Origin of the sequence: Mesorhizobium sp. ORS 3428, assembly GCF_001854785.1 — a bacterium.
Taxonomy (GTDB): Bacteria; Pseudomonadota; Alphaproteobacteria; order Rhizobiales; family Rhizobiaceae; genus Mesorhizobium.
Genome location: NZ_MDFL01000002.1, coordinates 1 through 23,618, shown reverse-complemented (window position 1 = coordinate 23,618; position 23,618 = coordinate 1). Strand labels below are relative to the sequence as shown.

Annotated in this window: 20 protein-coding genes and 1 riboswitch; of the genes, 5 read left to right on the top strand and 15 right to left on the bottom strand. The window is 64.3% G+C overall.

Annotated features, from left to right (window positions below):
• Positions 1–3: 3 nt before the first annotated feature.
• From nuoN to ORS3428_RS01570, 15 genes are all read right to left on the bottom strand, one after another.
• Positions 4–1,440: an NADH-quinone oxidoreductase subunit NuoN gene (gene nuoN / locus ORS3428_RS01640; RefSeq protein WP_071094073.1), complete on the bottom strand. Its 1,437-nt coding sequence runs from the start codon at positions 1,438–1,440 to the stop codon at positions 4–6.
• A gap of 13 nt (positions 1,441–1,453) precedes the next feature.
• The gene (locus tag ORS3428_RS01635; protein WP_071094072.1) at positions 1,454–2,959 is read right to left on the bottom strand and encodes an NADH-quinone oxidoreductase subunit M; all 1,506 of its coding nucleotides are present in this window, start codon (positions 2,957–2,959) and stop codon (positions 1,454–1,456) included.
• Positions 2,959–4,932 carry an NADH-quinone oxidoreductase subunit L gene (gene nuoL, locus ORS3428_RS01630; RefSeq protein WP_071094071.1) on the bottom strand — a complete coding sequence of 658 codons (1,974 nt, stop codon included), beginning with the start codon at positions 4,930–4,932 and terminating at the stop codon, positions 2,959–2,961. Before nuoL ends, ORS3428_RS01635 begins: the two co-directional genes overlap by 1 nt.
• Before the next feature lie 11 nt (positions 4,933–4,943).
• A complete protein-coding gene (gene nuoK, locus ORS3428_RS01625) occupies positions 4,944–5,252 on the bottom strand; it encodes an NADH-quinone oxidoreductase subunit NuoK (protein WP_071094070.1) in 309 nt (102 codons plus the stop codon).
• 1 nt (position 5,253) lies between these two features.
• Positions 5,254–5,874 (bottom strand): NADH-quinone oxidoreductase subunit J, encoded by a 621-nt coding sequence (locus tag ORS3428_RS01620; protein WP_071094069.1) that lies wholly within the window; start codon positions 5,872–5,874, stop codon positions 5,254–5,256.
• Positions 5,875–6,162: 288 nt separating this feature from the next.
• Entirely contained in the window at positions 6,163–6,654 is a 492-nt protein-coding gene (nuoI, locus tag ORS3428_RS01615; protein WP_040969941.1) for an NADH-quinone oxidoreductase subunit NuoI, read from the bottom strand.
• Positions 6,654–7,697: an NADH-quinone oxidoreductase subunit NuoH gene (nuoH, locus tag ORS3428_RS01610; RefSeq protein WP_071094068.1), complete on the bottom strand. Its 1,044-nt coding sequence runs from the start codon at positions 7,695–7,697 to the stop codon at positions 6,654–6,656. The genes nuoI and nuoH overlap by 1 nt, the downstream gene beginning before the upstream one ends.
• Before the next feature lie 2 nt (positions 7,698–7,699).
• Positions 7,700–9,781 (bottom strand): NADH-quinone oxidoreductase subunit NuoG, encoded by a 2,082-nt coding sequence (gene nuoG / locus ORS3428_RS01605; RefSeq protein ID WP_071094067.1) that lies wholly within the window; start codon positions 9,779–9,781, stop codon positions 7,700–7,702.
• Between the two features lie 74 nt (positions 9,782–9,855).
• The gene (locus ORS3428_RS01600) at positions 9,856–10,539 is read right to left on the bottom strand and encodes an NADH-ubiquinone dehydrogenase (RefSeq protein ID WP_071094066.1); all 684 of its coding nucleotides are present in this window, start codon (positions 10,537–10,539) and stop codon (positions 9,856–9,858) included.
• A 73-nt stretch (positions 10,540–10,612) separates the two neighbouring features.
• Positions 10,613–11,917: an NADH-quinone oxidoreductase subunit NuoF gene (gene nuoF, locus ORS3428_RS01595; RefSeq protein WP_071094065.1), complete on the bottom strand. Its 1,305-nt coding sequence runs from the start codon at positions 11,915–11,917 to the stop codon at positions 10,613–10,615.
• Between the two features lie 10 nt (positions 11,918–11,927).
• Complete coding sequence (locus ORS3428_RS01590) at positions 11,928–13,232, bottom strand: NADH-quinone oxidoreductase subunit E (RefSeq protein WP_071094064.1); 1,305 nt, start codon at positions 13,230–13,232, stop codon at positions 11,928–11,930.
• A complete protein-coding gene (locus ORS3428_RS01585; protein ID WP_071094063.1) occupies positions 13,233–14,423 on the bottom strand; it encodes an NADH-quinone oxidoreductase subunit D in 1,191 nt (396 codons plus the stop codon).
• A 9-nt stretch (positions 14,424–14,432) separates the two neighbouring features.
• Entirely contained in the window at positions 14,433–15,038 is a 606-nt protein-coding gene (locus ORS3428_RS01580) for an NADH-quinone oxidoreductase subunit C (RefSeq protein ID WP_071094062.1), read from the bottom strand.
• A 4-nt stretch (positions 15,039–15,042) separates the two neighbouring features.
• Positions 15,043–15,624, bottom strand: a complete 582-nt coding sequence (locus tag ORS3428_RS01575) for a NuoB/complex I 20 kDa subunit family protein (RefSeq protein ID WP_013531090.1) — start codon at positions 15,622–15,624, stop codon at positions 15,043–15,045.
• Complete coding sequence (locus ORS3428_RS01570) at positions 15,615–15,980, bottom strand: NADH-quinone oxidoreductase subunit A (RefSeq protein WP_071094061.1); 366 nt, start codon at positions 15,978–15,980, stop codon at positions 15,615–15,617. The genes ORS3428_RS01575 and ORS3428_RS01570 overlap by 10 nt, the downstream gene beginning before the upstream one ends.
• 335 nt (positions 15,981–16,315) lie before the next feature.
• Here ORS3428_RS01570 and ORS3428_RS01565 point away from each other — a divergent pair, with 335 nt between their 5' ends.
• The 5 genes from ORS3428_RS01565 to cobG form a co-directional block, all read left to right on the top strand.
• Positions 16,316–17,515 (top strand): winged helix-turn-helix domain-containing protein, encoded by a 1,200-nt coding sequence (locus tag ORS3428_RS01565; protein WP_071094211.1) that lies wholly within the window; start codon positions 16,316–16,318, stop codon positions 17,513–17,515.
• A 29-nt stretch (positions 17,516–17,544) separates the two neighbouring features.
• A riboswitch (cobalamin riboswitch) is annotated at positions 17,545–17,752 on the top strand.
• Positions 17,753–17,792: 40 nt separating this feature from the next.
• Positions 17,793–18,221: a DUF1636 family protein gene (locus ORS3428_RS01560; RefSeq protein ID WP_071094060.1), complete on the top strand. Its 429-nt coding sequence runs from the start codon at positions 17,793–17,795 to the stop codon at positions 18,219–18,221.
• Positions 18,222–18,223: 2 nt separating this feature from the next.
• Positions 18,224–19,261: a cobalamin biosynthesis protein CobW gene (cobW, locus tag ORS3428_RS01555; protein WP_071094059.1), complete on the top strand. Its 1,038-nt coding sequence runs from the start codon at positions 18,224–18,226 to the stop codon at positions 19,259–19,261.
• A gap of 17 nt (positions 19,262–19,278) precedes the next feature.
• Complete coding sequence (gene cobN / locus ORS3428_RS01550; protein ID WP_071094058.1) at positions 19,279–22,857, top strand: cobaltochelatase subunit CobN; 3,579 nt, start codon at positions 19,279–19,281, stop codon at positions 22,855–22,857.
• Positions 22,854–23,618 (top strand): precorrin-3B synthase (gene cobG, locus ORS3428_RS01545; RefSeq protein WP_071094057.1); only part of this gene is annotated, 765 nt, incomplete at its 3' end. The genes cobN and cobG, both read left to right, overlap by 4 nt.

The following is a 23,618-nucleotide window of genomic DNA, read 5'->3' as shown; positions in this document are numbered from 1 at the left end:
CTATCAGAAGAAAGTTTTAGCGGCGGCTTCGGCATAGTTGCCGATCGGCCCGCCGATCAGCACGTAGAACAGCACGAAGGCGCCGCTGACGCCGAGCACGAGGCGCAGTTCGCTGGCCATCGGCACGAACCCGCCGACCGGCTCGTCGAACCACATGATTTTGATGATGCGCAGGTAATAGTATGCGCCCACCACCGAGGCCAGCACGCCGATGATCGCCAGCGCGTAGAGATGCGCGTTGATGGCGGCCAGGAACACGTACCACTTCCCCCAGAAGCCCGCGAGCGGCGGAATGCCGGCCAGCGAGAACATCAGGATGGTGAGGATGGTGGCCATGATCGGGTTGGTCGAGGCAAGCCCGGCGAGATCGCCGATCTRCTCGACATTACCTTCCTTGCGCCGCATGGCGAGGATGAAGGCGAAGGTGCCGAGCGTCATCACCAGGTAGATCAGCATGTAGATGGCGACACCACGCACGCCGGCCTGGCTGTTGGCGGCAAGGCCGACCAGGGCGTAGCCCATATGGCCGATCGAGGAATAGGCCATCAGGCGCTTGATATTGGTCTGGCCGATTGCGGCGAAGGCGCCGAGCGCCATCGAGGCGATGGAGATGAAAACGACGATCTGCTGCCAGTCGGCGGCAATCGGCTTGAAGGCGCCCATGGTGACGCGCACGATCAACGCCATCGCCGCCATCTTCGGCGCGGCTGCCAGGAAAGCTGTGATCGGCGTCGGCGCGCCTTCATAGACGTCCGGCGTCCACATATGGAAAGGCACCGCCGAGATCTTGAAGGCGAGGCCGGCCAGCACGAAGACCAGGCCGAAGACGAGGCCGAGCTGCCGCTCGCCGCCGCCCAGCGCCGCCGCGATCTCGTGGAAGCCGGTGTTGCCAGTGTAACCGTAGACCAGCGAGATGCCGTAGAGCAGCATGCCCGACGACAGCGCACCGAGGACGAAGTACTTCAGGCCTGCCTCGGTCRAGCGGACATTGTCGCGGTTGATCGCCGCCAGTACATAGATCGCCAGCGACTGCAGCTCGAGGCCGAGATAGAGCCCGATCATGCCGTTGGCCGAGATCATCAGCATCATGCCGAGCGTGCAGAGCACGATCAGCACCGGATATTCGAATTTGTCGAAATGCTCCTGCCTGGCAAACCGCATCGACATGATCAGTGTGACGGCCGAACCGATCAGCGCCAGCATCTTCATGAAGCGGCCGAAGGAATCCTGAACGAAGGCGCTGCCATAGGCAGCACCCGCACCTCCGGAGGAAGCCAGCCACAGACCGGCGACGACCAGCACCGCGACCGCGAGGCCGGTCACAGTCGTGGTGTTGTTGGAGCGCGAATAGGCGCCCACCATCAGAAGCGCCAGCGCGCCGATGGCGAGGATCAGCTCCGGCGTCGAGAGCGAAAGGCTGGAGAGAAGGTCCGGCGTCATGGTATTTCCCCAGTCAGTTCGCCGCCGCGGTCTGCGCGGAATTGATGGAAGCGGTGACGTTGGTGACGAGCGTCTTGACGGAAGCCGCCGTCGCGTCGAACACCGGCGCCGGATAGACGCCATAGAAGATGACCAGCACCACGAGCGGATAGACGATCGCCTTCTCGCGCGTCGACAGATCGAGCAGATTCTTCAGGCTTTCCTTGGTCAGAGCGCCGAAGATCACGCGGCGATAGAGCCAGAGCGCATAAGCGGCCGACAGGATGACGCCGGTGGCGGAGAAGAAAGCCACCCAGGTGTTGACCCGGAAGACACCAAGCATGGTCAGGAACTCGCCGATGAAGCCGCTGGTTCCCGGCAGGCCGACATTGGCCAAGGTGAAGATCATGAACACGGTGGCGTATTTCGGCATGTTGTTGACCAGCCCGCCATAGGCGTCGATTTCGCGCGTATGCATGCGGTCGTATATGACGCCGACGCACAGGAACAGCGCGCCCGAGACGAGGCCGTGGCTGAGCATCTGGAAGATCGCACCCTGGACGCCTTCCTGGTTCATCGCGAAGATGCCCATGGTGACGAAGYCCATATGGGCGACCGAGGAATAGGCGATCAGCTTCTTCATGTCCTCCTGCATCAGCGCCACCAGCGAGGTGTAGATGATGGCGACGACCGATAGCGTGAAGATCAGCGGCGCGAACGTCTCCGATGCGAGCGGGAACATCGGCAGCGAGAAGCGCAGGAAGCCATACCCGCCCATCTTCAAGAGGATGGCGGCCAGGATAACCGAACCTGCCGTYGGCGCCTCGACATGTGCGTCGGGCAGCCAGGTGTGCACCGGCCACATCGGCWTCTTCACCGCAAAGGAGGCGAAGAAGGCGAGCCACAGCCAGGTCTGCATGTTGGCCGGGAAGTTATGCGTGAGYAGCGTGGTGATGTCTGTCGTGCCGGACTGGAAGAACATCGCCATGATGGCCAGCAGCATCAGCACCGAGCCGGCGAGTGTATAGAGGAAGAACTTGAACGAGGCATAGACGCGCCGCTTGCCGCCCCAGACGCCGATGATGATGAACATCGGGATCAGACCGCCTTCGAAGAAGACGTAGAAGAGCACGATGTCGAGGGCGCAGAACACGCCGATCATCAGCGTCTCGAGGATCAGGAAGGCGATCATATAGGCCTTCACGCGCTTCTCGATCGCATCCCAAGAGGCCAGAATGCTGAGCGGCATCAGGAAGGTGGTCAGGATGACGAACAGCATCGAGATGCCGTCGACGCCCATATGGTAGGAAATCCCTGAATCCAGCCAGGCATGCTTCTCGACGAACTGGAAGCCGGCCTGCGAATTGTCGAAGCCCTTCCAGATGAACAGCGAGACCACGAAGGTGAACGCCGTCGTGATGAACGCGATCGAGCGGATGTTGCGGCGCGCGTTTTCGCTGTCGTCGCTGATCGGCAAAATGAGCAGAACACCAACCAGCGGCAGGAAGGTGACCAGCGAGAGGATTGGCCAGTCGGTCATCAGAGCATCATCCAGGTGACGAGAGCGGCCACGCCGATCAGCATGGCGAAGGCATAGTGGTAGAGATAACCGGTCTGCAGCTTGACGACCCGGTTGGTGACGTCGACGACGCGCGCCGAAATGCCGTCAGGCCCGAGCCCGTCGATGACGGCGCCGTCGCCGGTCTTCCACAGGAACCGGCCGAGGCGCTTGGCCGGCCGCACGAACAGGAAGTCGTAAAGCTCGTCGAAGTACCACTTGTTGAGCAGGAAGCCGTAGAGCAGGCGATGGTTGGCGGCGACGCTCCGCGGCAGTTCCGGCGAGCGGATATAGAACTTCCAGGCGACCGCCAGGCCGATCAGCATGGCGATGAACGGCGCCAGCTCCACCCACAGTGGCAGCTCATGGATCTCATGCAGGATGTGGTTGCCCGGCAGCGTGAACAGCGACGCCTTCCAGAACTCGGCATAGCCCTCGCCGATAAAGGCGCCGTGGAAGATGATGCCGGCAAACAGCGCGCCGGCTGCCAGCACATAGAGCGGCACCAACATTACCGGCGGCGATTCATGCACGTGGTGCATGACCTCGTGGCTGGCGCGCGGCTCGCCATGGAAGGTCATGAAGATCAGTCGCCAGGAATAGAAGCTGGTGAAGCAGGCGGCGACCACGAGCAGCACGAAGGCGACGCCCGCGACCGCGTTGTGGCTGGCGAAGGACGTTGCGATGATGGCGTCCTTCGAGAAGAAGCCGGCGGTGCCGATCACCGTTGCCGGGATGCCGACGCCCGTCAGCGCCAGCGTGCCGATCACCATCATCCAGTAGGTCTTTGGGATGAGCGTCCTCAGCCCGCCCATCTTGCGCATGTCCTGCTCGTCGGAAACGGCATGGATGACTGAGCCTGAGCCGAGGAAGAGCAGCGCCTTGAAGAAGGCGTGCGTGAACAGGTGGAAGATCGCCGCACCATAGGCGCCGACGCCGAGCGCCACGAACATGTAGCCGAGCTGCGAGCAGGTCGAATAGGCGATGACGCGCTTGATGTCGTTCTGGACCAGACCGACGGTGGCCGCGAAGAAGGCGGTGAAGGCGCCGATAAAGGTGACAACGGTCAGCGCCGTATGCGACAGCTCGAACAGCGGCGACAGCCTCGCCAGCATGAACACTCCGGCCGTCACCATGGTCGCGGCATGGATCAGCGCCGAGACCGGCGTCGGGCCTTCCATGGCGTCGGGCAGCCAGGTGTGCAGCGGCACCTGCGCCGACTTGCCCATGGCGCCCATGAACAGCAGCAGGCAGACCACCGTCAGCGCCGTATGCTTGTCCAGCGCGTGGCCGAGGAAGGTGAGCACGGCAGCCCCCTCCGGCGCGCCCTCGGCCGGAAGGAAGGAGCCTGCATTGGCAAACACCGTTCCGAGATTGACCGAGCCGAAGAGCACGAACACGCCGAAGATGCCGAGCGCGAAACCGAAGTCGCCGACGCGGTTCACGACGAAGGCCTTGATCGCCGCGGCGTTCGCCGACGGCTTCTTGTACCAGAAGCCGATCAGCAGATAGGAGGCGAGGCCGACGCCTTCCCAGCCGAAGAACATCTGCACCAGATTGTCTGCCGTCACCAGCATCAGCATCGCGAAGGTGAACAGCGACAGATAGGCGAAGAAGCGCGGCCGGTCCGGATCGTGGTGCATGTAGCCGATCGAATAGATATGGACCAGCGCCGACACCGTGTTGACCACGATCAGCATGACGACCGTCAGCGTGTCGATCCTCAGCGCCCAGGCGACATCGAGCCCGCCGGCCTGGATCCAGYGCAGCACCGGCACGGTGAACACCTCGCCATGGCCGTACCCGACGGTGAAGAAGGCGATCCACGACAGCACCGCCGAGATCACCAGGAAGCCGGAGGTGATGTATTCGGACGCCTTGGCGCCGAGCGAATTGCCGAACAGGCCGACAATCAGGAAGCCGAGCAGAGGAAGGAAGACGATGGCCTGGTACATGGTGGTTCCCGTCAACCCTTCATCTGGTTCACGTCTTCGACCGCGATCGAGCCGCGGTTGCGGAAGAAGACGACAAGAATGGCARGCCCGATCGCGGCCTCGGCCGCGGCGACCGTCAGCACGAACAGCGCGAACACCTGTCCGACGAGGTCATGCAGCGCCGCCGAGAAGGCGACGAAGTTGATGTTRACCGCAAGCAGGATCAGCTCGATCGACATCAGGATGACGATGATGTTGCGCCGGTTCAAAAAGATGCCGAACACGCCGAGCGTGAACAGGATCGCCGATACGGTCAGATAATGTGCGATGCCGACGACCATCTCAGATACCCTCGCCCGACTTGACCTTGCGGATTTCCATGCCGGTCGCCGGCGTGCGGGCGACTTGGGCGGCGATCGACTGCCGCTTGATACCTTCCTTGTGGCGCAGCGTCAGCACGATGGCGCCGATCATGGCGACCAGGAGCACGAGGCCGGCAATCTGGAAGTAATAGAGGTAATCCGTGTAGAGGATGTCGCCGAGCGCCGCCGTGTTCGAGCGCGCGGCGAGATCCGGCGTCTGCTTCGCAACAGTCGAGGCAAGCTGCGGCGCGAAGCTGTAGCCGCCGAGCACGACGATCAGCTCGGCGGCAAGGATCAGCCCGACCAGCGCACCGATCGGCGCGTATTGCAGCGCGCCCTGCTTCATCTCGGCGAAGTCGACGTCGAGCATCATGACGACGAACAGGAACAGCACCATCACTGCGCCGACATAGACGACCACGAGGATCAGGGCCAGAAATTCGGCGCCGGTCAGTAGGAAAAGCCCGGCAGCATTGAAGAAGGTGAGGATGAGGAACAGCACCGAATGCACAGGGTTGCGCGACGAAATGACCATGAAGGYCGACGCCACGGCAATAAAGGCGAAGAGGTAGAAAAAGACCGCCTCTAATCCACTCAGCATGGGTTCCCCCGGGTTCCTGTCGGATCGGACATTCATCCTCTCCGTTGTCTCTGGCTTCGTTCCGCCTCCGGTGCGAAGCCGCGTGTTCCTAGCGCATGTTCCGATCGGGTTCAAAGACCCGATCGGAAGAAAGCGCCACTCTTTCATTCCTGGGGATGATCTTGTCCGAAAGTCTGCAACTTTCGGGATCATCCTCTTTCAGTTCGGAGGATGATCTTGTCCGAAAAGTCTGCAACTTTTCGGGATCATCCGATGGACGAGGCCCTCGCCCCGTCCGTGCGTCAAATGTCAGCGATAGGGCGCGTCCAGCGCGATGTTGCGCGCCAGTTCCCGCTCCCAGCGATCGCCGTTCGCCAGCAGCTTTTCCTTGTTGTAGTAAAGCTCCTCGCGCGTCTCGGTCGCGAATTCGAAATTCGGCCCCTCGACGATGGCGTCGACGGGGCAGGCTTCCTGGCAGTAGCCGCAATAGATGCACTTCACCATGTCGATGTCATAGCGCACCGTGCGGCGCGTGCCGTCGTTGCGGCGCGGACCGGCCTCGATGGTTATCGCCTGCGCCGGGCAGATCGCTTCGCAAAGCTTGCAGGCGATGCAGCGCTCCTCGCCGTTGGGGTACCGGCGCAGCGCATGCTCGCCGCGGAAGCGCGGGCTGGTCGGCCCCTTCTCGTGCGGATAGTTGATCGTTTCCTTCGGCGCCAGGAACTGGCGCATCGACAGGAAGAAGGCGCTGACGAAATCCTTCAGCAGCAGGGCCTTTGCGGCTTGGGCGAGAGCGGACATCACGCAAATCCCGTGATCTTGAGGAAGGCGGCGGTGGCGACCACCATGAACAGCGAGATCGGCAGGAACACTTTCCAGCCCAGCCRCATCAGCTGGTCGTAGCGGTAGCGCGGCACGAACGCCTTCACCATCGAGAACATGAAGAACACCAGGCAGACCTTGAGCACAAACCAGATCAAGCCCGGCACCCAGGTGAAGGGCGCGAAGTTGAACGGTGGCAGCCAGCCGCCGAGGAAGAGGATGGTGGCCAGCGCGCACATCAGCACGACCGCGACATACTCCCCGAGGAAGAAGAGCAGGAACGGCGTCGACGAATATTCAACCATGTGGCCGGCGACGAGTTCCGATTCCGCCTCGACAAGGTCGAAAGGCGGGCGGTTCGTCTCGGCCAGCGCCGAGATGAAGAACACGATGAACATCGGGAACAGCGACAGCCAGTGCCAGTCGAGGAAGGTGTTGGGCAGGCCGAGCCGCGTGCCGAGCCCATCCTGCTGCGCGAGCACAATGTCTGAAAGGTTGAGCGAACCGACGGTGAGCAGCACGGTGACGATGACGAAGCCGATCGAGACTTCGTAGGACACCATCTGCGCCGCCGAGCGCAGCGCGCCGAGGAACGGGTATTTCGAGTTGGAGGCCCAGCCCCCCATGATCACGCCATAGACCTCGAGCGAGGAGATGGCGAAGACATAGAGGATGCCGACATTGATATTGGCAATCGCCCAACCTTGATTGACCGGAATGACGGCCCAGGCCGAGATCGCCAGCACCGCCGACACCAGCGGCGCGAGCAGGAAGACGCCCTTGTTGGCGCCGGACGGAATCACYGGCTCCTTGAAGACGAATTTGAGCAGGTCGGCAAAGGCTTGCAGCGTGCCCCAGGGGCCGACGACATTCGGGCCGCGACGCAGTTGCACCGCCGCCCAGATCTTGCGGTCGGCATAGAGCACATAGGCCACGAAGATCAGAAGAACGACGATCAGCRCCACCGACTTCAAGAGGATCAGCAGCGCCGGCAGCACGTAGAAGGAGAAGAAGGTGTCCATGCTTATTCCGCCGCCTGCTTGAAGCCGTTCTTGGCCAGCGCCGAGCATTCGGCCATCACGGCCGAGGCCCGCGCGATCGGGTTGGTCAGATAGAAGTCCTTCACCGACGAGGTGAAGGTGCCCTTGTTCAGGCGGCCGCCGAGCTTCGCTGCCCTGGCGACGTCGTCGACGGTGCCTGCCGCCACACGGTCGATGCGGGCAAGGTGCGGATGCTCTCCATAGAGCTTGGCGCGCAGCTGCGCCAGCGAATCGAACGGCAGCTTCTTGCCGAGCACATCCGACAGCGCCCGCAGGATCGCCCAGTCCTCGCGCGCTTCGCCCGGAGCGAAGCCGGCGCGGTTGGTCTGCTGCACGCGGCCTTCCGTGTTGACATAGGTGCCGGACTTTTCGGTGTAGGCCGCGGCCGGCAGGATGACGTTGGCGCGATGCGCACCGGCATCGCCATGCGTGCCGATATAGACGACGAAGGCGCCGCCGGTCTTGGCCATGTCGATCTCGTCGGCGCCAAGCAGGAACAAGAGATCCGTCTCGCCCAGCATGCCGGCGACGTTCTTGCCGCCCTCGCCCGGAACGAAGCCGATGTCGAGCCCGCCGACGCGGCCGGCCGCATCGTGCAGCACGGCAAAGCCGTTCCAGTCCGCCGTGACCGCATTGACGGCGATCGCCAGCTTGGCCGCCTGGCCGAGCACCGCCGCACCGTCCGAGCGCGCCAGCGCTCCCTGGCCGACGATGATCAGCGGATGCGTCGCCTTCTTCAGCACTTCGAAGAACTTGCCGTTGCCGCCGGCGATATCCTTCAGGGATTCCGGGCCGGCGCCGATGAGTTCGTAGTCATAACGCGTGTCGCCGATCTCGCCGATGACGCCGATCGGCAGGTTGCCGACGCGCCAGCGCTTGCGGATACGGGCGTTGAGCACCGAGGCTTCGAAGCGCGGATTGGCGCCGATGATCAGCACCGCGTCGGCCTGCTCGATGCCCTCGATGGTCGGATTGAAGATGTAGCTGGCACGGCCGAGCGACGGGTCGAGAGYCGCGCCATCCTGGCGGCAATCGATGTTCTTCGAGCCGAGCGCGCTCATCAGAAGCTTGAGTGCATAGATCTCCTCGACCGCGGCGAGGTCGCCGGCAATGGCGCCGATCCGTTCGGGCGTGGTCTTCGACACCTCGTCCTTGATCGCCGCGAAGGCTTCCGCCCAGCTTGCCGGAACGAGCTTGCCGTTCTTGYGCACATAGGGACGATCAAGGCGCTGCGTGCGCAGGCCGTCCCAGATGAAGYGCGTCTTGTCGGAAATCCACTCCTCGTTCACCGCTTCGTTGACGCGCGGCAGGATGCGCATCACCTCGCGGCCTCTGGAATCGACGCGGATCGCCGAGCCGACGGCGTCCATGACGTCGATCGATTCCGTCTTGGTGAGTTCCCACGGCCGYGCCTGGAAGGCGAAAGGCTTGGAGGTCAGCGCGCCGACCGGGCAAAGGTCGATGACGTTGCCCTGCAGCTCCGACGTCATCGCCTGTTCGAGATAGGTGGTGATCTCGGCATCCTCGCCGCGGCCGATCAGGCCGAGCTCGGAAATGCCGGCGACCTCGGTGGTGAAGCGGACGCAGCGCGTGCAATGGATGCAGCGGTTCATCACCGTCTTGACCAGCGGGCCGATATACTTGTCTTCGACCGCGCGCTTGTTCTCGTGATAGCGCGAGGAATCGACGCCGAAGGCCATCGCCTGGTCCTGCAGGTCGCACTCGCCGCCCTGGTCACAGATCGGGCAATCCAGCGGGTGGTTGATCAGCAGGAATTCCATCACGCCTTCGCGGGCCTTCTTGACCATCGGCGTGTTGGTGAAGATTTCCGGTGGCTCGCCGTTCGGGCCGGGGCGCAGGTCGCGCACGCCCATGGCGCAGGAAGCTTGCGGCTTGGGCGGCCCGCCCTTCACCTCGATGAGGCACATGCGGCAATTGCCGGCGATGGACAGCCGCTCATGGAAGCAGAAGCGTGGCACTTCCGCGCCGGCGTCCTCGGCCGCCTGCAGCAGCGTGTAATGGTCGGGTACCGTGATCTCTTTCCCGTCGACCTTGAGCTTTGCCATTCGCCTCAAACCTTCGCGGATTACCCGCAACATCTCGTTCCGGGCGCGACTTATGCCGCGCCCGGCATTTCATCTCACTTCTTCGCGGCCAACGCCGCCGCCTGACCGGTCCAGTTGTCCCGGCCGATGCGGCCGGCCAGCGACAGATAGTCCTCGACCCAGGCGATCTCTTCCGACGTCCAGGCGGCGATCTGGTCGTAGGACCAGATGCCGAGGCCGTTCAGCACCTTCTCCAGCTTCGGCCCGATGCCGGAAATCGCCTTCAGGTCGGACGGCTTCGCCGGCTTGTCGATCGCCTTGGGCTGCCTGAAATCCTCCGGCATCAGCCCGGTGGCGGCCGTTCCGGAAACCGTGTCGGCACCCGATGCGTCGAGCGCCTTCTCGGTGGCGTTCGCCGATATGTCGGTAACGTCCCTGGCGAAGGTCTGCGCCTCGGCGATCAGCGTCTCGGTCGCCTTGCGCGCCTTGGACGAATTGGCGGCAGCCTCGCTCCGTGCCTCGAGATCGTCGAGAAACGGCTGGAACATGCGCTGCGAGGCCTCGACCGCGCCGGAGAGCGCGCCCATCCAGACACCCAAGGCATGGTTGGCAAAACCGATGCCCACCGCCGACATCGCGGCCACGCCCGCGACAGGATGCGCCATGAGGTTGACGGCGCTGGCCATCTCCCTCGGCATCATCTTGGTCAGGTCCTGGTTCATCTTCTCGAGTTGGTCCAAATAAGGCATCAGCGGGTAGGCTATCGAATACGGCGCCATAGACATCTCCTGGTCGTTTCTTCGTACGCCCCGCCCCTGCTTTTCCGTCCCGGGCAATGCCCGTCTTCACATATTATTCCGCCGCCACCATCACCGGCTCGACTCGGTGCGCGTTGCGCGAAAACTCGTCGATGCGGCGTTCCACCTCGCCGCGGAAGTGCCGCATCAGGCCCTGGATCGGCCAGGCCGCGGCGTCGCCCAGCGCGCAGATCGTGTGGCCCTCGACCTGCTTGGTGACATCGAGCAACATGTCGATCTCGCGCTTCTGCGCCTCGCCGCGCACCAGCCGTTCCATCACGCGCCACATCCAGCCGGTGCCTTCGCGGCACGGCGTGCACTGGCCGCAGCTCTCATGCTTGTAGAAATAGGAAAGCCTGGCGATCGCCTTCACGATGTCGGTGGACTTGTCCATGACGATGACGGCCGCCGTGCCGAGGCCGGATTTGAGATCGCGCAGGGCGTCGAAATCCATCGGCGCGTCCATGATCTGCGCCGCCGGCACCAGCGGCACCGAGGCGCCGCCCGGGATGACCGCCAGCAGATTGTCCCAGCCGCCGCGAATGCCGCCGCAATGCGTGTCGATCAGCTCGCGGAACGGGATCGACATCGCCTCTTCGACAGTGCACGGATTGTTGACGTGGCCGGAGATGCAGAACAGCTTGGTGCCGGAATTGTTCGGCCTGCCGAAGGACGAGAACCAGGCAGCCCCCCGCCGCAGAATGGTCGGCGCCACAGCGATCGATTCGACGTTGTTGACCGTCGTCGGGCAGCCATAGAGGCCGACATTGGCCGGGAAAGGCGGCTTCAGCCGCGRCTGGCCCTTCTTGCCTTCGAGGCTTTCGAGCAGCGCCGTCTCCTCGCCGCAGATATAGGCGCCTGCGCCATGGTGCATATAGACGTCGAAATCGTAGCCTGACGTGTTGTTCTTGCCGATGAGCTTGGCCTCATAGGCCTCGTCGATGGCCCGCTGCAGCGCCTCGCGCTCGCGGATGAACTCGCCCCGCACATAGATGTAGGCCGCCACCGCGCCCATGGCGAAGCCGGCGACCAGCGCGCCCTCGACCAGCGTGTGCGGATCGTTGCGCAGGATGTCGCGGTCCTTGCAGGTACCAGGCTCCGATTCATCGGCATTGATCACCAGATAGGCCGGCCGGCCGTCGCTCTGCTTGGGCATGAACGACCATTTGAGGCCGGTCGGGAAACCGGCGCCGCCGCGGCCGCGCAGGCCGCTTGCCTTCATCTCGTTGACGATCCAGTCACGCCCCTTGGCGATGAGGCCGGGCGTGTCGTCCCAGATGCCGCGCGCCTGCGCTCCGGCCAACGACTTGTCGAAGAGGCCGTAGATATTGGTGAAGATGCGGTCTTTGTCCTGAAGCATGGTTCGTCCCTCAGACCGGCTTCTTGCCGAAGACGCGGATGTATTCGGCAACACCGCCCTTGGCGAGCGCCTTGGCCTGCTTCACCCAGTCGTCGCGCTCGATGCGGCCGCGGAAATTGAGATAGCCGTCGACCCATTCGCGCTCGGCCTTCTTCCACGAGGCGACCTGCGCGAAGGTGTAGATGCCTATCGAATGCAAGGTGACTTCGATCTTCGGACCGACGCCGGAGATCAGCTTGAGATCGTCGACCGCTGCCGGGCGCTCGATGCCGGCCGGGCGGTTCTTGTCCTCGAGCGACGGCTTCGCCGTCTTGGCGGCGGGCTGCTTGGCTTCCGGCGACCTGAAGGCGGAAGCCGGCTCGGACTTGACTATCGGCCCGCTGCGCGGCTTCGAAACCCCTTCGACTTCCGGGGAAGCCTGGTTGGCGTTGGCGGCGGAATGGCGCGGCGCCCTGACGCTGGCTGCCTTCTCGGTGGCCGGCGAGACCTTGACCGACGAGGGCGTCCGCAGCGCCGGGCTGGTTTCGGGCGCATCCGTCTTCGGCTTGCTGGTTTTCGAAGGCCCGACCGGGGCCGATGGCGCCAGTGCGGCGGGCGCCTGCGATACAGCGGCGGCTGATGCCGAGGCCGGAGCCGCGGCGGCCGCCTTGGCCGCTTTCGCCGCCGCCTTGGCTTCCTTGTCGCGGGTGGACTTCAGGATCGCCTTCTCGCTCTTGAGCGTCGTGAGACCCGAGGCAGGCTCCGAGCCGGTGCGGCCGTTCTGCGGCCCGGGCTTTACCGTGGCCCCCTTGCCGGCTTCATAGAGATCGATGATCTCAGCCAGCCGTTCCGGCGTCAGGTCCTCGAACGTGTCCTTGAAGATCATCACCATCGGCGCGTTGACGCAGGCGCCGAGACACTCGACTTCCTCCCACGACAGCGTGCCTTTCTCGTTGGTGTGGAACTGGTCGTGATGGATCTTCGAGCGGCAGACATCCATCAGCGCTTCCGACCCGCGCAGCATGCAGGGCGTGGTGCCGCAGACCTGGATATGGGCGCGGGTGYCGACGGGATTGAGTTGGTACTGCGTATAGAAGGTCGCGACCTCGAGGCCGCGGATGCGCGGCATGCCGAGCATGTCGGAGATCGCCTCGATCGCCGCCTTCGTCACCCAGCCTTCCTGCTCCTGCGCCAGCATCAGCAAGGGGATGATGGCCGACTGCTCGCGTCCCTTCGGGTATTTCTTGATCCACTGCTTGGCCACCGCCGCATTCGCCTTGTTGAAGGCGAAGGAGGCTGGCTGGACGCTGGCATCTGCGAGTCGACGGACTGACATTTAGCGATCGACCTCACCAAACACGATGTCGAGGGAGCCAAGCACGGCGGTGACATCGGCCAGCATGTGGCCGCGGCACAGGAAATCCATGGCCTGTAGATGCGCGAAACCGGGGGCGCGCAGCTTGCAGCGATAGGGCTTGTTGGTGCCGTCGGAGACGAGATAGACGCCGAATTCGCCCTTCGGCGCCTCGACGGCCGCATATACCTCGCCGGCCGGCACGCGGTAGCCTTCGGTATAGAGCTTGAAGTGATGGATCAGCGCTTCCATCGAGCGCTTCATGGCGGCGCGCTTCGGCGGCACCACCTTGCCGTCGAGGTTCGATACCGGGCCGGTGCTTTCCTTGCCGAGCAGAAGATCGACGCACTGGCGCATGATCTTCGCCGACTGGCGCATCTCTTCCATCCGCACGAGATAGCGGTCGAAACAGTCGCCGTTCTTGCCGACCGGGATGTCGAAATCCATCTCGGAATAACATTCATAGGGCTGCGCCTTGCGCAGGTCCCACGCAGCGCCAGAGCCGCGCACCATCACGCCCGAGAAGCCCCAGGCCCAGGCGTCCGCAAGCGACACGATGCCGATGTCGACATTGCGCTGCTTGAAGATGCGGTTGGGCGTGAGCAGCGCGTCGAGGTCGTCGATCGACTTCAGGAAGGGATCGATCCACTTGCCGATGTCCTCGATCAGCTTCTGCGGCAGGTCCTGATGCACGCCGCCCGGCCGGAAATAGGCCGCATGCATGCGCGAGCCGGAGGCGCGCTCGTAGAACACCATCAGCTTTTCGCGCTCGACGAAGCCCCACAGCGGCGGCGTCAGCGCGCCGACGTCCATCGCCTGCGTCGTCACATTGAGGATGTGCGACATGATGCGGCCGATCTCGGAATAGAGCACCCGGATCAACTGGCCACGTTTCGGCACCTCGATGCCCAGCAGCCGCTCCGCGGCGAGCGCGAAGGCATGCTCCTGGTTCATCGGCGCGCAATAATCGAGCCGGTCGAGATAAGGCACCGCCTGCAAGTAGGTCTTGGCCTCGATCAGCTTCTCGGTGCCGCGGTGGAGTAGGCCGATATGCGGATCGACGCGGTCGACCACCTCGCCGTCCAACTCCAGCACCAGACGCAAAACGCCGTGCGCCGCAGGATGCTGCGGGCCAAAGTTAATGTTGAAATTGCGGACGGAGGTCTCAGCCATTCTGGCGCCTCAATTTGCCTTCGCCTTCTCGTCGCCCGGCAGAACGTAATCCGTTCCCTCCCACGGGCTCAAAAAGTCGAAGTTCCTGAATTCCTGCTTCAATTCCACCGGCTCGTAGATCACGCGCTTGGCCTCGTCGTCGTAACGCACCTCGACGAAGCCGGTCAGCGGAAAGTCCTTGCGCAGCGGATGGCCGTCAAAGCCGTAGTCGGTGAGGATCCGCCGCAGATCCGGATGGCCCGAGAACAGCACGCCGTAGAGGTCGTACGTCTCGCGCTCGTACCAGTCGGCGCCCGGATAAATGGCGGTCATCGACGGCACCAGCATTTCCTCATCGGCCTGGACCTTGAGGCGAATGCGCACATTCTGCTTCGGCGACAACAGGTGATAGACAACGTCGAAGCGCTTGGCCCGCGATGGATAGTCCGCGCCGCAGATGTCGATGATCGCAACGAACTGGCAACGCGGATCGTCGCGCAGGAATGTCGCCACCTCGACCAGGTTGCCCGGCTCGACGGACACCGTCAGTTCGCCATAGGCAAGCACCGTTTCGCCGATGCGGCCGGCTAGCTTCTCGCCGAGATAGGTGGAGAGTTCGTTCAACGCCAGGGTCATTGRCTCACCGTTCGATCGTGCCGGTGCGGCGGATTTTCTTCTGCAACAGAAGAATGCCGTAGAGCAGCGCTTCCGCGCTCGGCGGGCAGCCGGGCACGTAGATGTCGACCGGTACGATGCGGTCGCAGCCGCGCACCACCGAATAGGAATAGTGGTAGTAACCGCCGCCATTAGCGCAAGAGCCCATGGAGATGACGTAGCGCGGCTCCGGCATTTGGTCGTAGACCTTGCGCAGCGCCGGCGCCATCTTGTTGGTCAGCGTGCCGGCGACGATCATGATGTCGGACTGGCGCGGGGATGCACGCGGGGCGACGCCGAAGCGCTCGCTGTCGTAGCGCGGCATGGAAGTATGAATCATCTCGACCGCGCAGCAGGCGAGGCCGAAAGTCATGAACATCAGCGAGCCGCTGCGCGCCCAGGTGATCAGCGCTTCAGTGGAGGTGACAAGGAAACCCTTGTCGGCCAATTCGTTGTTGATCTCGAGAAAGAAGGGATCATCCTCCCCCACCGGCCTGCCGGTATTGGGGTCGATGATGCCCTTGGGCTTCGGCGCGACGAGGGTACCTGAACTATCGTTCAATCCCATTCCAGCGCTCCTTTTTTCCATTCATAGGCAAAACCGACGGTCAGCACCGCCAGGAAGACCATCATCGACCAGAAGCCGAGCATACCCAGCTTGGAGAAGGACACCGCCCACGGGAACAGGAAGGCGACCTCGAGATCGAAGATGATGAACAGGATCGACACCAGGTAGAAGCGGATGTCGAATTTCATGCGGGCGTCATCGAACGAATTGAACCCGCATTCATAGGCGGACAGCTTTTCCGGGTCGGGACTGYGGTAGGCCACCAGGAATGGAGCGACGATAAGCGCGAGACCGACGACCATCGCCACTGCGATGAAGAGGACGATGGGCAGATACGAACTTAGGAGTGCGCTCATGCGGCGACTTWCCTTTGGCGGGCCAGTTCACTTTGATTACAGCACCGGACTCTAATGCGGAAGCGTGACAGTTTAACCCGCTGAACCGTTTTAGGAGCCTATGCTGCGACGCGGCGAGGGTTAGCGCAGCGGTTTCGGCGAAGCAAGTCAAACCTTGTTCAAAATGCGGCCCTGGACGCCATATCCGAAGAAACTGGTCCGATCCGCTCCTGTTTGATTTCCTTCGCCTTTTACTCCACTTTTTCTACTGACATATCTCCTGTCAGGGCCCTGCTACGATATCGGAATCAGAAGCTGGAAATTTCAACCGAACATATCGACGCAGGGACTTCATGGTGAAGGACAAAATCTCGCTGACGACGGCCAGGCGCATCGCGCTCGGCGCGCAAGGTTTTACCGATCGTCGACCCGGCGGAACGCCGGATCGCAGACATCTCGCCCGTGTGCTCTCGCGAACCGGCCTGCTGCAGATCGATYCCGTCAGCGCGGTGGTGCGCGCCCACTACATGCCGCTCTATTCGCGCCTCGGCCCCTACCCGCTTGCGCTGCTCGACAATGCCGCGATCACCCGTAAGCGCGCGATCTTCGAATATTGGGCGCATGAGGCTTCCTTCCTGCCAGTCGAGACCTATCCGTTGATGCGCTGGCGCATGGAGCGGGCGGAGCGCGGCGAGGAAATGTATCTCGGCCTCGCCAAATGGGGCCGCGAGCGGAAGGCGATGATCGACGAGATCTACGGCCAAGTCGCCGAACGCGGGCCGATCGCTGCCTCCGACATCGAAGGCCACAAGGGCAACGGCGGCTGGTGGGGCTGGAGCGAAGCCAAGCACGCCTTCGAATGGCTGTTCTGGGCCGGACGCATCACCACCGCCTACCGACGCGGCTTCGAACGCTATTACGACCTGCCGGAGCGCGTGCTGCCGCAGGCCGTGCTCGACCTGCGGGTGCCCTCGGTCGAGGACGCGCATCGCGAGTTGCTGCGCATTTCCGCCCGCGCTCACGGCATCGCCACCTATGGCGACCTGCGCGACTATTTCCGCCTGGCGCCGGGTGATACGAAAGACCGCATCGAGGAACTGGTCGAGATGGGCGAACTGCTGCCGGTGCGCGTCGAAGGCTGGGACAAACTAGCCTATCTTCACAAGGATGCCCGCTTCCCGCGCCGGATCGAGGCGCGCGCCCTGCTTGCACCTTTCGATCCCGTCGTCTTCGAGCGCACGCGGACGGAAAAGCTGTTCGACTTCCGCTACCGCATCGAGATCTACACGCCGGCCGAAAAGCGCCAGTACGGCTATTATGTGCTGCCGTTCCTGCTCGGCGACCGGATTGTCGCCCGCGTCGATCTGAGGGCCGACCGCCCTGCGCGTGTGCTGCGCGTCCATGCCGCCTATGCCGAGGCCGACGCACCGACCGAAACGGCCGCGCAGCTCTTGGACGAGTTGAAACAGATGCAGACATGGCTCGGCCTGGAGCGGATCGAAGTGACGCCGGCCGGCGACCTCGGACCGGCGCTGGCCGACATTTCGGTGTCGTAGCGGCGCGTTGACAGCCGCGTCGCTCTAAGCCTAAATCCGCCGCAGACGGTCTTCTCCCGGCAAAGGGAGGAGCCAAGAGGGAATGCGGTGCGGGAGAGAACAAATCCCAAATCCGCGGCTGTCCCCGCAACTGTGAGCGACGAGCCTCAGCCGAAAACCACTGGGATGATCCCGGGAAGGCGGCATACAGGGCGATGACGCGCGAGCCAGGAGACCTGCCGTCTGAGACTTTAAGTATCCGATCGCCCGGCGGGTTTTCCGGGCAAGGAGCCTGGTTTTGGATCGCAACGTCAGTTTTCCGGCCAATATCGCGGACATTGCGTCCGAACCCCGCGACGCATTGGCGGAAGTCACCGTCATCGTCTGCTCCTCCTGCCGCGACGAGACTGGCTCTGACGCGCATCCGCGCGCCGGCGCCCTGCTCGCCGAGGACGCGCGCCGTGCCGCTTCGGGTCAGCATATCCGCATCCGCACCGTCGAATGCCTCGGCAATTGCAAGCGCCGCCTCAGCGCCGCGCTGTTGCGCGACGGTTGCTGGRGCTACGTCTTCGGCGACCTTGAGACGACCAGCGGTGCCGATCTCGTTGCCGGCGCGAAACTCTTCGCCACTTCGGCGGACGGCCTTATCTCGTGGCGCGGCCGGCCCGATTCCCTCAAGCGCGGCCTCGTCGCCCGCGTCCCGCCTCTCGACATGTTGAAGGACTGACCATGAACGCTTCCGTTTCCCGTGTTCCCTGCACCGTCGTCACCGGCTTCCTAGGCGCCGGCAAGACGACGCTGATCCGCAGCCTGCTGGAAAATTCCAAGGGCAAGCGGCTGGCGATCATCGTCAATGAGTTCGGGGATGTCGGCATCGATGGCGAGATCCTGAAAGGCTGTGGCATCGACACCTGTCCGGAGGAAAATATCGTCGAGCTCGCCAATGGCTGTATCTGCTGCACCGTCGCCGACGATTTCGTGCCGGCGCTCGACCAGATCCTGTCGCTCAACCCCAAGGTCGACCACATCCTGATCGAGACCTCAGGCCTCGCTTTGCCGAAGCCGCTCGTCCAGGCCTTCCAATGGCCGAGCGTGCGGAGCCGCGTGACAGTGGACGGCGTCATCGCGGTGGTCGATGGGCCGGCGCTTGCCGACGGTCGCGTCGCCTCCGACATGGACGCCCTGCAGGCGCAGCGTGCCGCGGACGATTCGCTCGACCATGACGATCCGGTCGAAGAGGTGTTCGAGGACCAGATCGCCTGCGCCGACCTGATCATCCTGTCGAAGAGCGACCTGATGGACGCGGCGGGCTCGGCCCGCGCCAACGCCGTCATCGGCGAACATGTGGCGCGCGCCGTCAAGGTCGTGCCGACCGCGCAGGGCAAGGTCGACCCGTCCGTGCTGCTCGGCCTCGGCCTTGCTGTCGAGGACGACATCGAGAACCGCAAGACCCATCACGATGACGAGCTCGACCACGAGCATGACGATTTTGACTCCTTCGTTATCGACATCCCGTCGATTTCTCATCCGGACGAGCTGGCAAAACGCGTCGCCCTTGCCGCCGAGCAGGAAAACGTGCTGCGCGTCAAAGGTTTCGTCGAGGTCGGCGGCAAGCCGATGCGGCTGCTGCTCCAGGCCGTCGGCCCGCGCGTCAACCACTATTACGACCGCGCCTGGACGGCGCAGGACGACCGCCGCTCTCGCCTCGTCGTCATCGGCCTCAAGGGCCTGAACCGCCCGGCGGTCGAGCGTATCCTTGCCGGCTGAGGCCAACACGAAAAGCGATGCATATCCTCACCACGACATCCGCTTCGCTCGACGATCTCGCCGAGCCGATCGACCTCAGGCAGACGCCTGCGGATGTCGTTGCCCTGTCCTTCACAGACAGTGATCTCGCCGGCCTGGCGGCCGCCTGGAAAGCGGACGCCGAACGGCTGCCCTCCATGCGGCTGGCAGCGCTGCGCGACCTCCGCCACCCGATGTCGGTCGACCTCTGGATCGACAGCGTCGCCCGCCATGCAAGGGTTGTCTTGGTCCGCATCCTCGGCGGCTACGACTGGTGGCGCTACGGCTGCGACCAGCTTGCCAGCGTGGCGCGCGAGCGCGGCATCAAGCTGGCGCTGCTGCCCGGTGAAAGCCATGACGAGGATTTGAGGCTGATCGAGGCCTCGACCCTGCCGCGGGCGGAGCTCGACGCCTTGCTGGGCTATTTCCGCGAAGGGGGCCCGGCGAATATGAGCGCGCTGGTGCAAAGGCTGGCGCGGCTGGCGGGGTGGGATGYGGCAGTTGCCGAACCGTTCAGCGTGCCGAAGGCGGGTTACTATCAGCCGGGAGTTGGTGTCGTTGAGAAGCCAAACCTTTCAAAGGTCGGCGATCCTTCACACCCCCCTCTGTCCTGCCGGACATCTCCCCCGCAAGGGGGGAGATCAGCTTTCCTCAACGCCGGCTCGTTTTCTGCAACATCGGAGCTGGAGGCAGCCTCTACGTCCGCGATTGGCGAAATCGTCGACGACAGCTCAATCTCCCCCCTTGCGGGGGAGATGTCCGGCAGGACAGAGGGGGGTGTGACGGAACTCGACGTCGACATTTTCGGCGTCGTGCCCATCCTCTTCTATCGTTCGATGCTGCTTGCCGCAGACGTGGCGCCGATCGACGCGCTGGTCGACGCGCTGCGCTTGCGGGGCATGACGCCCGTCCCAATCTTCGTCTCCAGCCTCAAGGATCCGGCGTCCCTGGCCTTCGTCGAAACCGCCGTCGCCTCGCTGAACCCATCGGCGATCGTCACCGCCACCGCCTTCGCCTCCGGCGCCGAGCCCGGTGCCGAAACCCTATTCGATCGCGCCGGCGCGCCGGTGTTCCAGGTCATCGTCGCCACGACGAGGCGCGAAGTCTGGGAGAAGAACCAGCGCGGCCTGGCACCCGCCGATCTTGCCATGCATGTCGTGCTGCCCGAGCTCGACGGCCGCATCCTGGCCGGCGCGATTTCCTTCAAGGGCGAGCTTGAAGCGGATCCGGCGCTCGCCTTCCGCGCCTTTGCCAACCGCCCGGAAACCGACCGTGTCGCGCAGGTCGCCAAGCGCATCGCGGCGTTCATACGCCTGCAACGGACAGAGCGGGCGAAGCGCAAGCTGGCGATCCTGATCCCCGATTATCCGAGCGCGCCCGGGCGTACGGGCTACGCGGTCGGGCTGGACGTGCCGGCAAGCGTGCTCGCCATGCTGCAGGACCTGAAGGAACAGGGCTATGCGGTTGATGGGATTCCGCAATCGGCGCGCGGGTTGCTGGATGCGCTGGAGGCGGGCGTGCAAGGATTGAGCCTCCATGATTATCTGGCGCTTTCGGCTGAGTTGCCCACAGCAGTGCGCAACGCCGTCGAGACGGCGTGGGGCAAAGCCAATGACGAAGCTCACGTCGTTCAAGCGCCGACCCCGGCAAAATTCCCCTTCCGCGCCGCGACCTTCGGCAACGTGACCGTTGCGCTTGCCCCCGATCGCGGCCGCTCGGCCGACCGCCGCGCCGACTACCATGACCCGACGCTGCCGCCGCGCCACGAACTGATTGCCTTCGGGCTCTGGCTGCAAAAATCGCTCGGCGTGCATGCCATCGTCCATGTCGGCGCGCATGGCACGCTCGAATGGCTGCCGGGCAAGACGGTGGCGCTCTCCGAGACCTGCTTTCCCGAGATCGTCACCGGCTCGTTGCCAGTCGTCTATCCCTTCATCGTCTCCAATCCCGGCGAGGCGGCGCAGGCCAAGCGCCGGATTTCGGCGGTCACGCTCGGCCACCCGCCCCCGCCACTCACCGGCGCCGGCCTCGACGAGGCCCAGCAGAAGCTTGAACGGCTGGTCGATGAATATGCCCAGGCCGACGGGCTCGACCGCCGCCGCCGCGATCGCCTGGCCAGGCTCATCGTCGAGACCGCGCAGAAGTCTGGCCTGGCGGCCGAAGCGGGCGTTGCCGGCACCGATGCCCCTGACGAAGCGCTGCGCCGCATCGACGCCTGGCTCTGCGACCTCAAGGATTTCGCCGTCAAGGACGGATTGCATGTCTATGGCCGCGCAGCGGAAGACGAGACCGATCCGTTGCGCCGCCAAAGTGCAGAGGCCGAAAGGGCGGCCCTGCTCGCCGCGCTCGACGGCCGCCACGTCAAGGCCGGCCCGGCCGGCGCACCGGCGCGTGGCCGCTCCGACGTACTGCCCACGGGACGCAACCTGTTCACGGCGGACCCGCGCACTATGCCGACGCCGACCGCCTGTGATCTCGGCCACGCGGCGGCGGAAGAAGTGGTGCGCAGCTACATGCAGAGCCATGGCGACTGGCCGCGCTCGCTGGTCATCGACCTGTGGGGCTCGGCCTCGTTGCGCACCGGCGGCGAGGAAATCGCGCAAGGCCTGGCGCTGATGGGCTGCCGGCCGCAATGGGATGCCGCGACCGGCCGCGTCACCGGCATCGAAGTACTGCCGCCGGCCGCGCTCGGCCGGCCCCGCGTCGACGTTACCTGGCGCATCTCCGGCCTGTTCCGCGACATGTTCCCCACTCAGATCGCGCTCATCGACGCCGCCGCCAACGCGGTCGCCGGCCGCGACGAGGACGATTCGGAAAATCCTCTTGCGGCTGCCACCCGAGCCTCAGGCAAGGTCGGCCCGCGCATTTTCGGCACCTCGCCCGGCACCTATGGCGCCGGCGTCGAGGATCTGCTGTCGCGCGGCGAATGGGGCGCACGCGAGGAGGTCGGCCGCGCCTATCTCGACGCTACCTCGCACGCCTATGGCGGCGCCGACGGCGAAGCGATCTCGGCTCCCGGTGCCTTCGAGGGCCGCATCGCCGAAGCCGATCTTCTCGTCCACACAGGCGACGACCCGGGCCGCGACATCCTCGAAGGTTCCGCCGACGTCGCCTTCATCGGCGGGTTTTCGGCGGCGCTTGCAGCACTTGGCCGCAATGCCGATGTCATCGTGCTCGACACTACCGATCCGAAGAAGCCGAAGCCGCGCTCGGTGGGCGAAGCGGTCGCCAGAGTGGTACGGGCCCGCGCGGTCAATCCGCGCTTCATCGCCGGCCAGATGCGCCACGGCCCGCGCGGCGCCTCGGAGTTCGCCGAGACGGTCGACCGTCTCGTCGGCTTCGCCGAGACCACGCATACCATATCGGGCGCGCTGATCGAAGCGGTGCACGATGCCTATCTCGGCGACGCCGACGTCCGCGCCTTCCTGCTGCGCGAGAACCCGGCCGCGGCGAAGGTGATCGCCGAGCGCTTCCTGTCGGCGCGCCGGCGCGGCCTCTGGCACCCGCTGCGCAACTCTGTCGACGACGATCTCGCGGCCTTGATCGCCGAGGCCCAGGCAAGCGGGGTGGCGGCATGAACGCCTTCTCGCGCCGCGGCGCCTGCCCTGCCCTCAGCGCGCCGATGCAGACCGGCGACGGACTGCTGGTGCGGCTCAACCCGGTTGCTGGAGGACTTTCGCCCAAGGTTCTGATCGGACTCGGCGAATCCGCCCTGCGCCACGGCAACGGCATCGTGGAGGTGACCGCCCGCGGCAGCCTGCAGATCCGGGGGCTGACACCGAAAAGCGCGCGGCTAATGGCGGCCGAGGTGGATGCGCTGGGGATTTCGGTGCGGACGGGCGTTCCGGTGGAGATTGGCCCGCTGGCGGGCATCGATCCGCATGAGATTGCCGACCCGCGCCCGGTGGCCGAGCAGATCAGAGCGGCAATCGAAGCAGCCGGGCTGACGCCGCGACTGGGGCCGAAGGTGTCGCTGGTTGTCGACGGCGGCGGGCAGTTGGCGATGGACGCGGTGACGGCCGATGTGAGGCTGAAGGCGCGGCGGACTGCCGCCGGCGTGTATTGGAGCATGTCGGTCGGCGGCGACGCGCGAAGTGCGAAGCCGCTTGCAATGGTCGATGCGGATGCGGGGCGTGACATCGCTGTGGCTGCGCTCAGGATGGTCTCCGAGAAAGGCCGCGAGGCGCACACGCGGGATTTGACCGAAAGGCAGCTCAATTCTCTCGCAAGCTGGCACTCCGTCCCACCCCCCTCTGTCCTGCCGGACATCTCCCCCGCAAGGGGGGAGATTGACCTGTCGCCACCGGCTTCGCCAATCTCCAACGGCGTGAGTGGAACG

Bases quoted from the DNA above. Each gene is read 5' to 3' on its own strand.
- nuoI (WP_040969941.1), bottom strand. From the start codon at position 6,654: ATGTCCGCTCTCGCCCAAGCCGCAAAGGCCCTGCTGCTGAAGGATTTC.
- ORS3428_RS01600 (WP_071094066.1), bottom strand. From the start codon at position 10,539: ATGGCGCCGTATTCGATAGCCTACCCGCTGATGCCTTATTTGGACCAA.
- ORS3428_RS01585 (WP_071094063.1), bottom strand. From the start codon at position 14,423: ATGGCTGAGACCTCCGTCCGCAATTTCAACATTAACTTTGGCCCGCAG.
- ORS3428_RS01580 (WP_071094062.1), bottom strand. From the start codon at position 15,038: ATGACCCTGGCGTTGAACGAACTCTCCACCTATCTCGGCGAGAAGCTA.
- ORS3428_RS01575 (WP_013531090.1), bottom strand. From the start codon at position 15,624: ATGGGATTGAACGATAGTTCAGGTACCCTCGTCGCGCCGAAGCCCAAG.
- cobW (WP_071094059.1), top strand. From the start codon at position 18,224: ATGAACGCTTCCGTTTCCCGTGTTCCCTGCACCGTCGTCACCGGCTTC.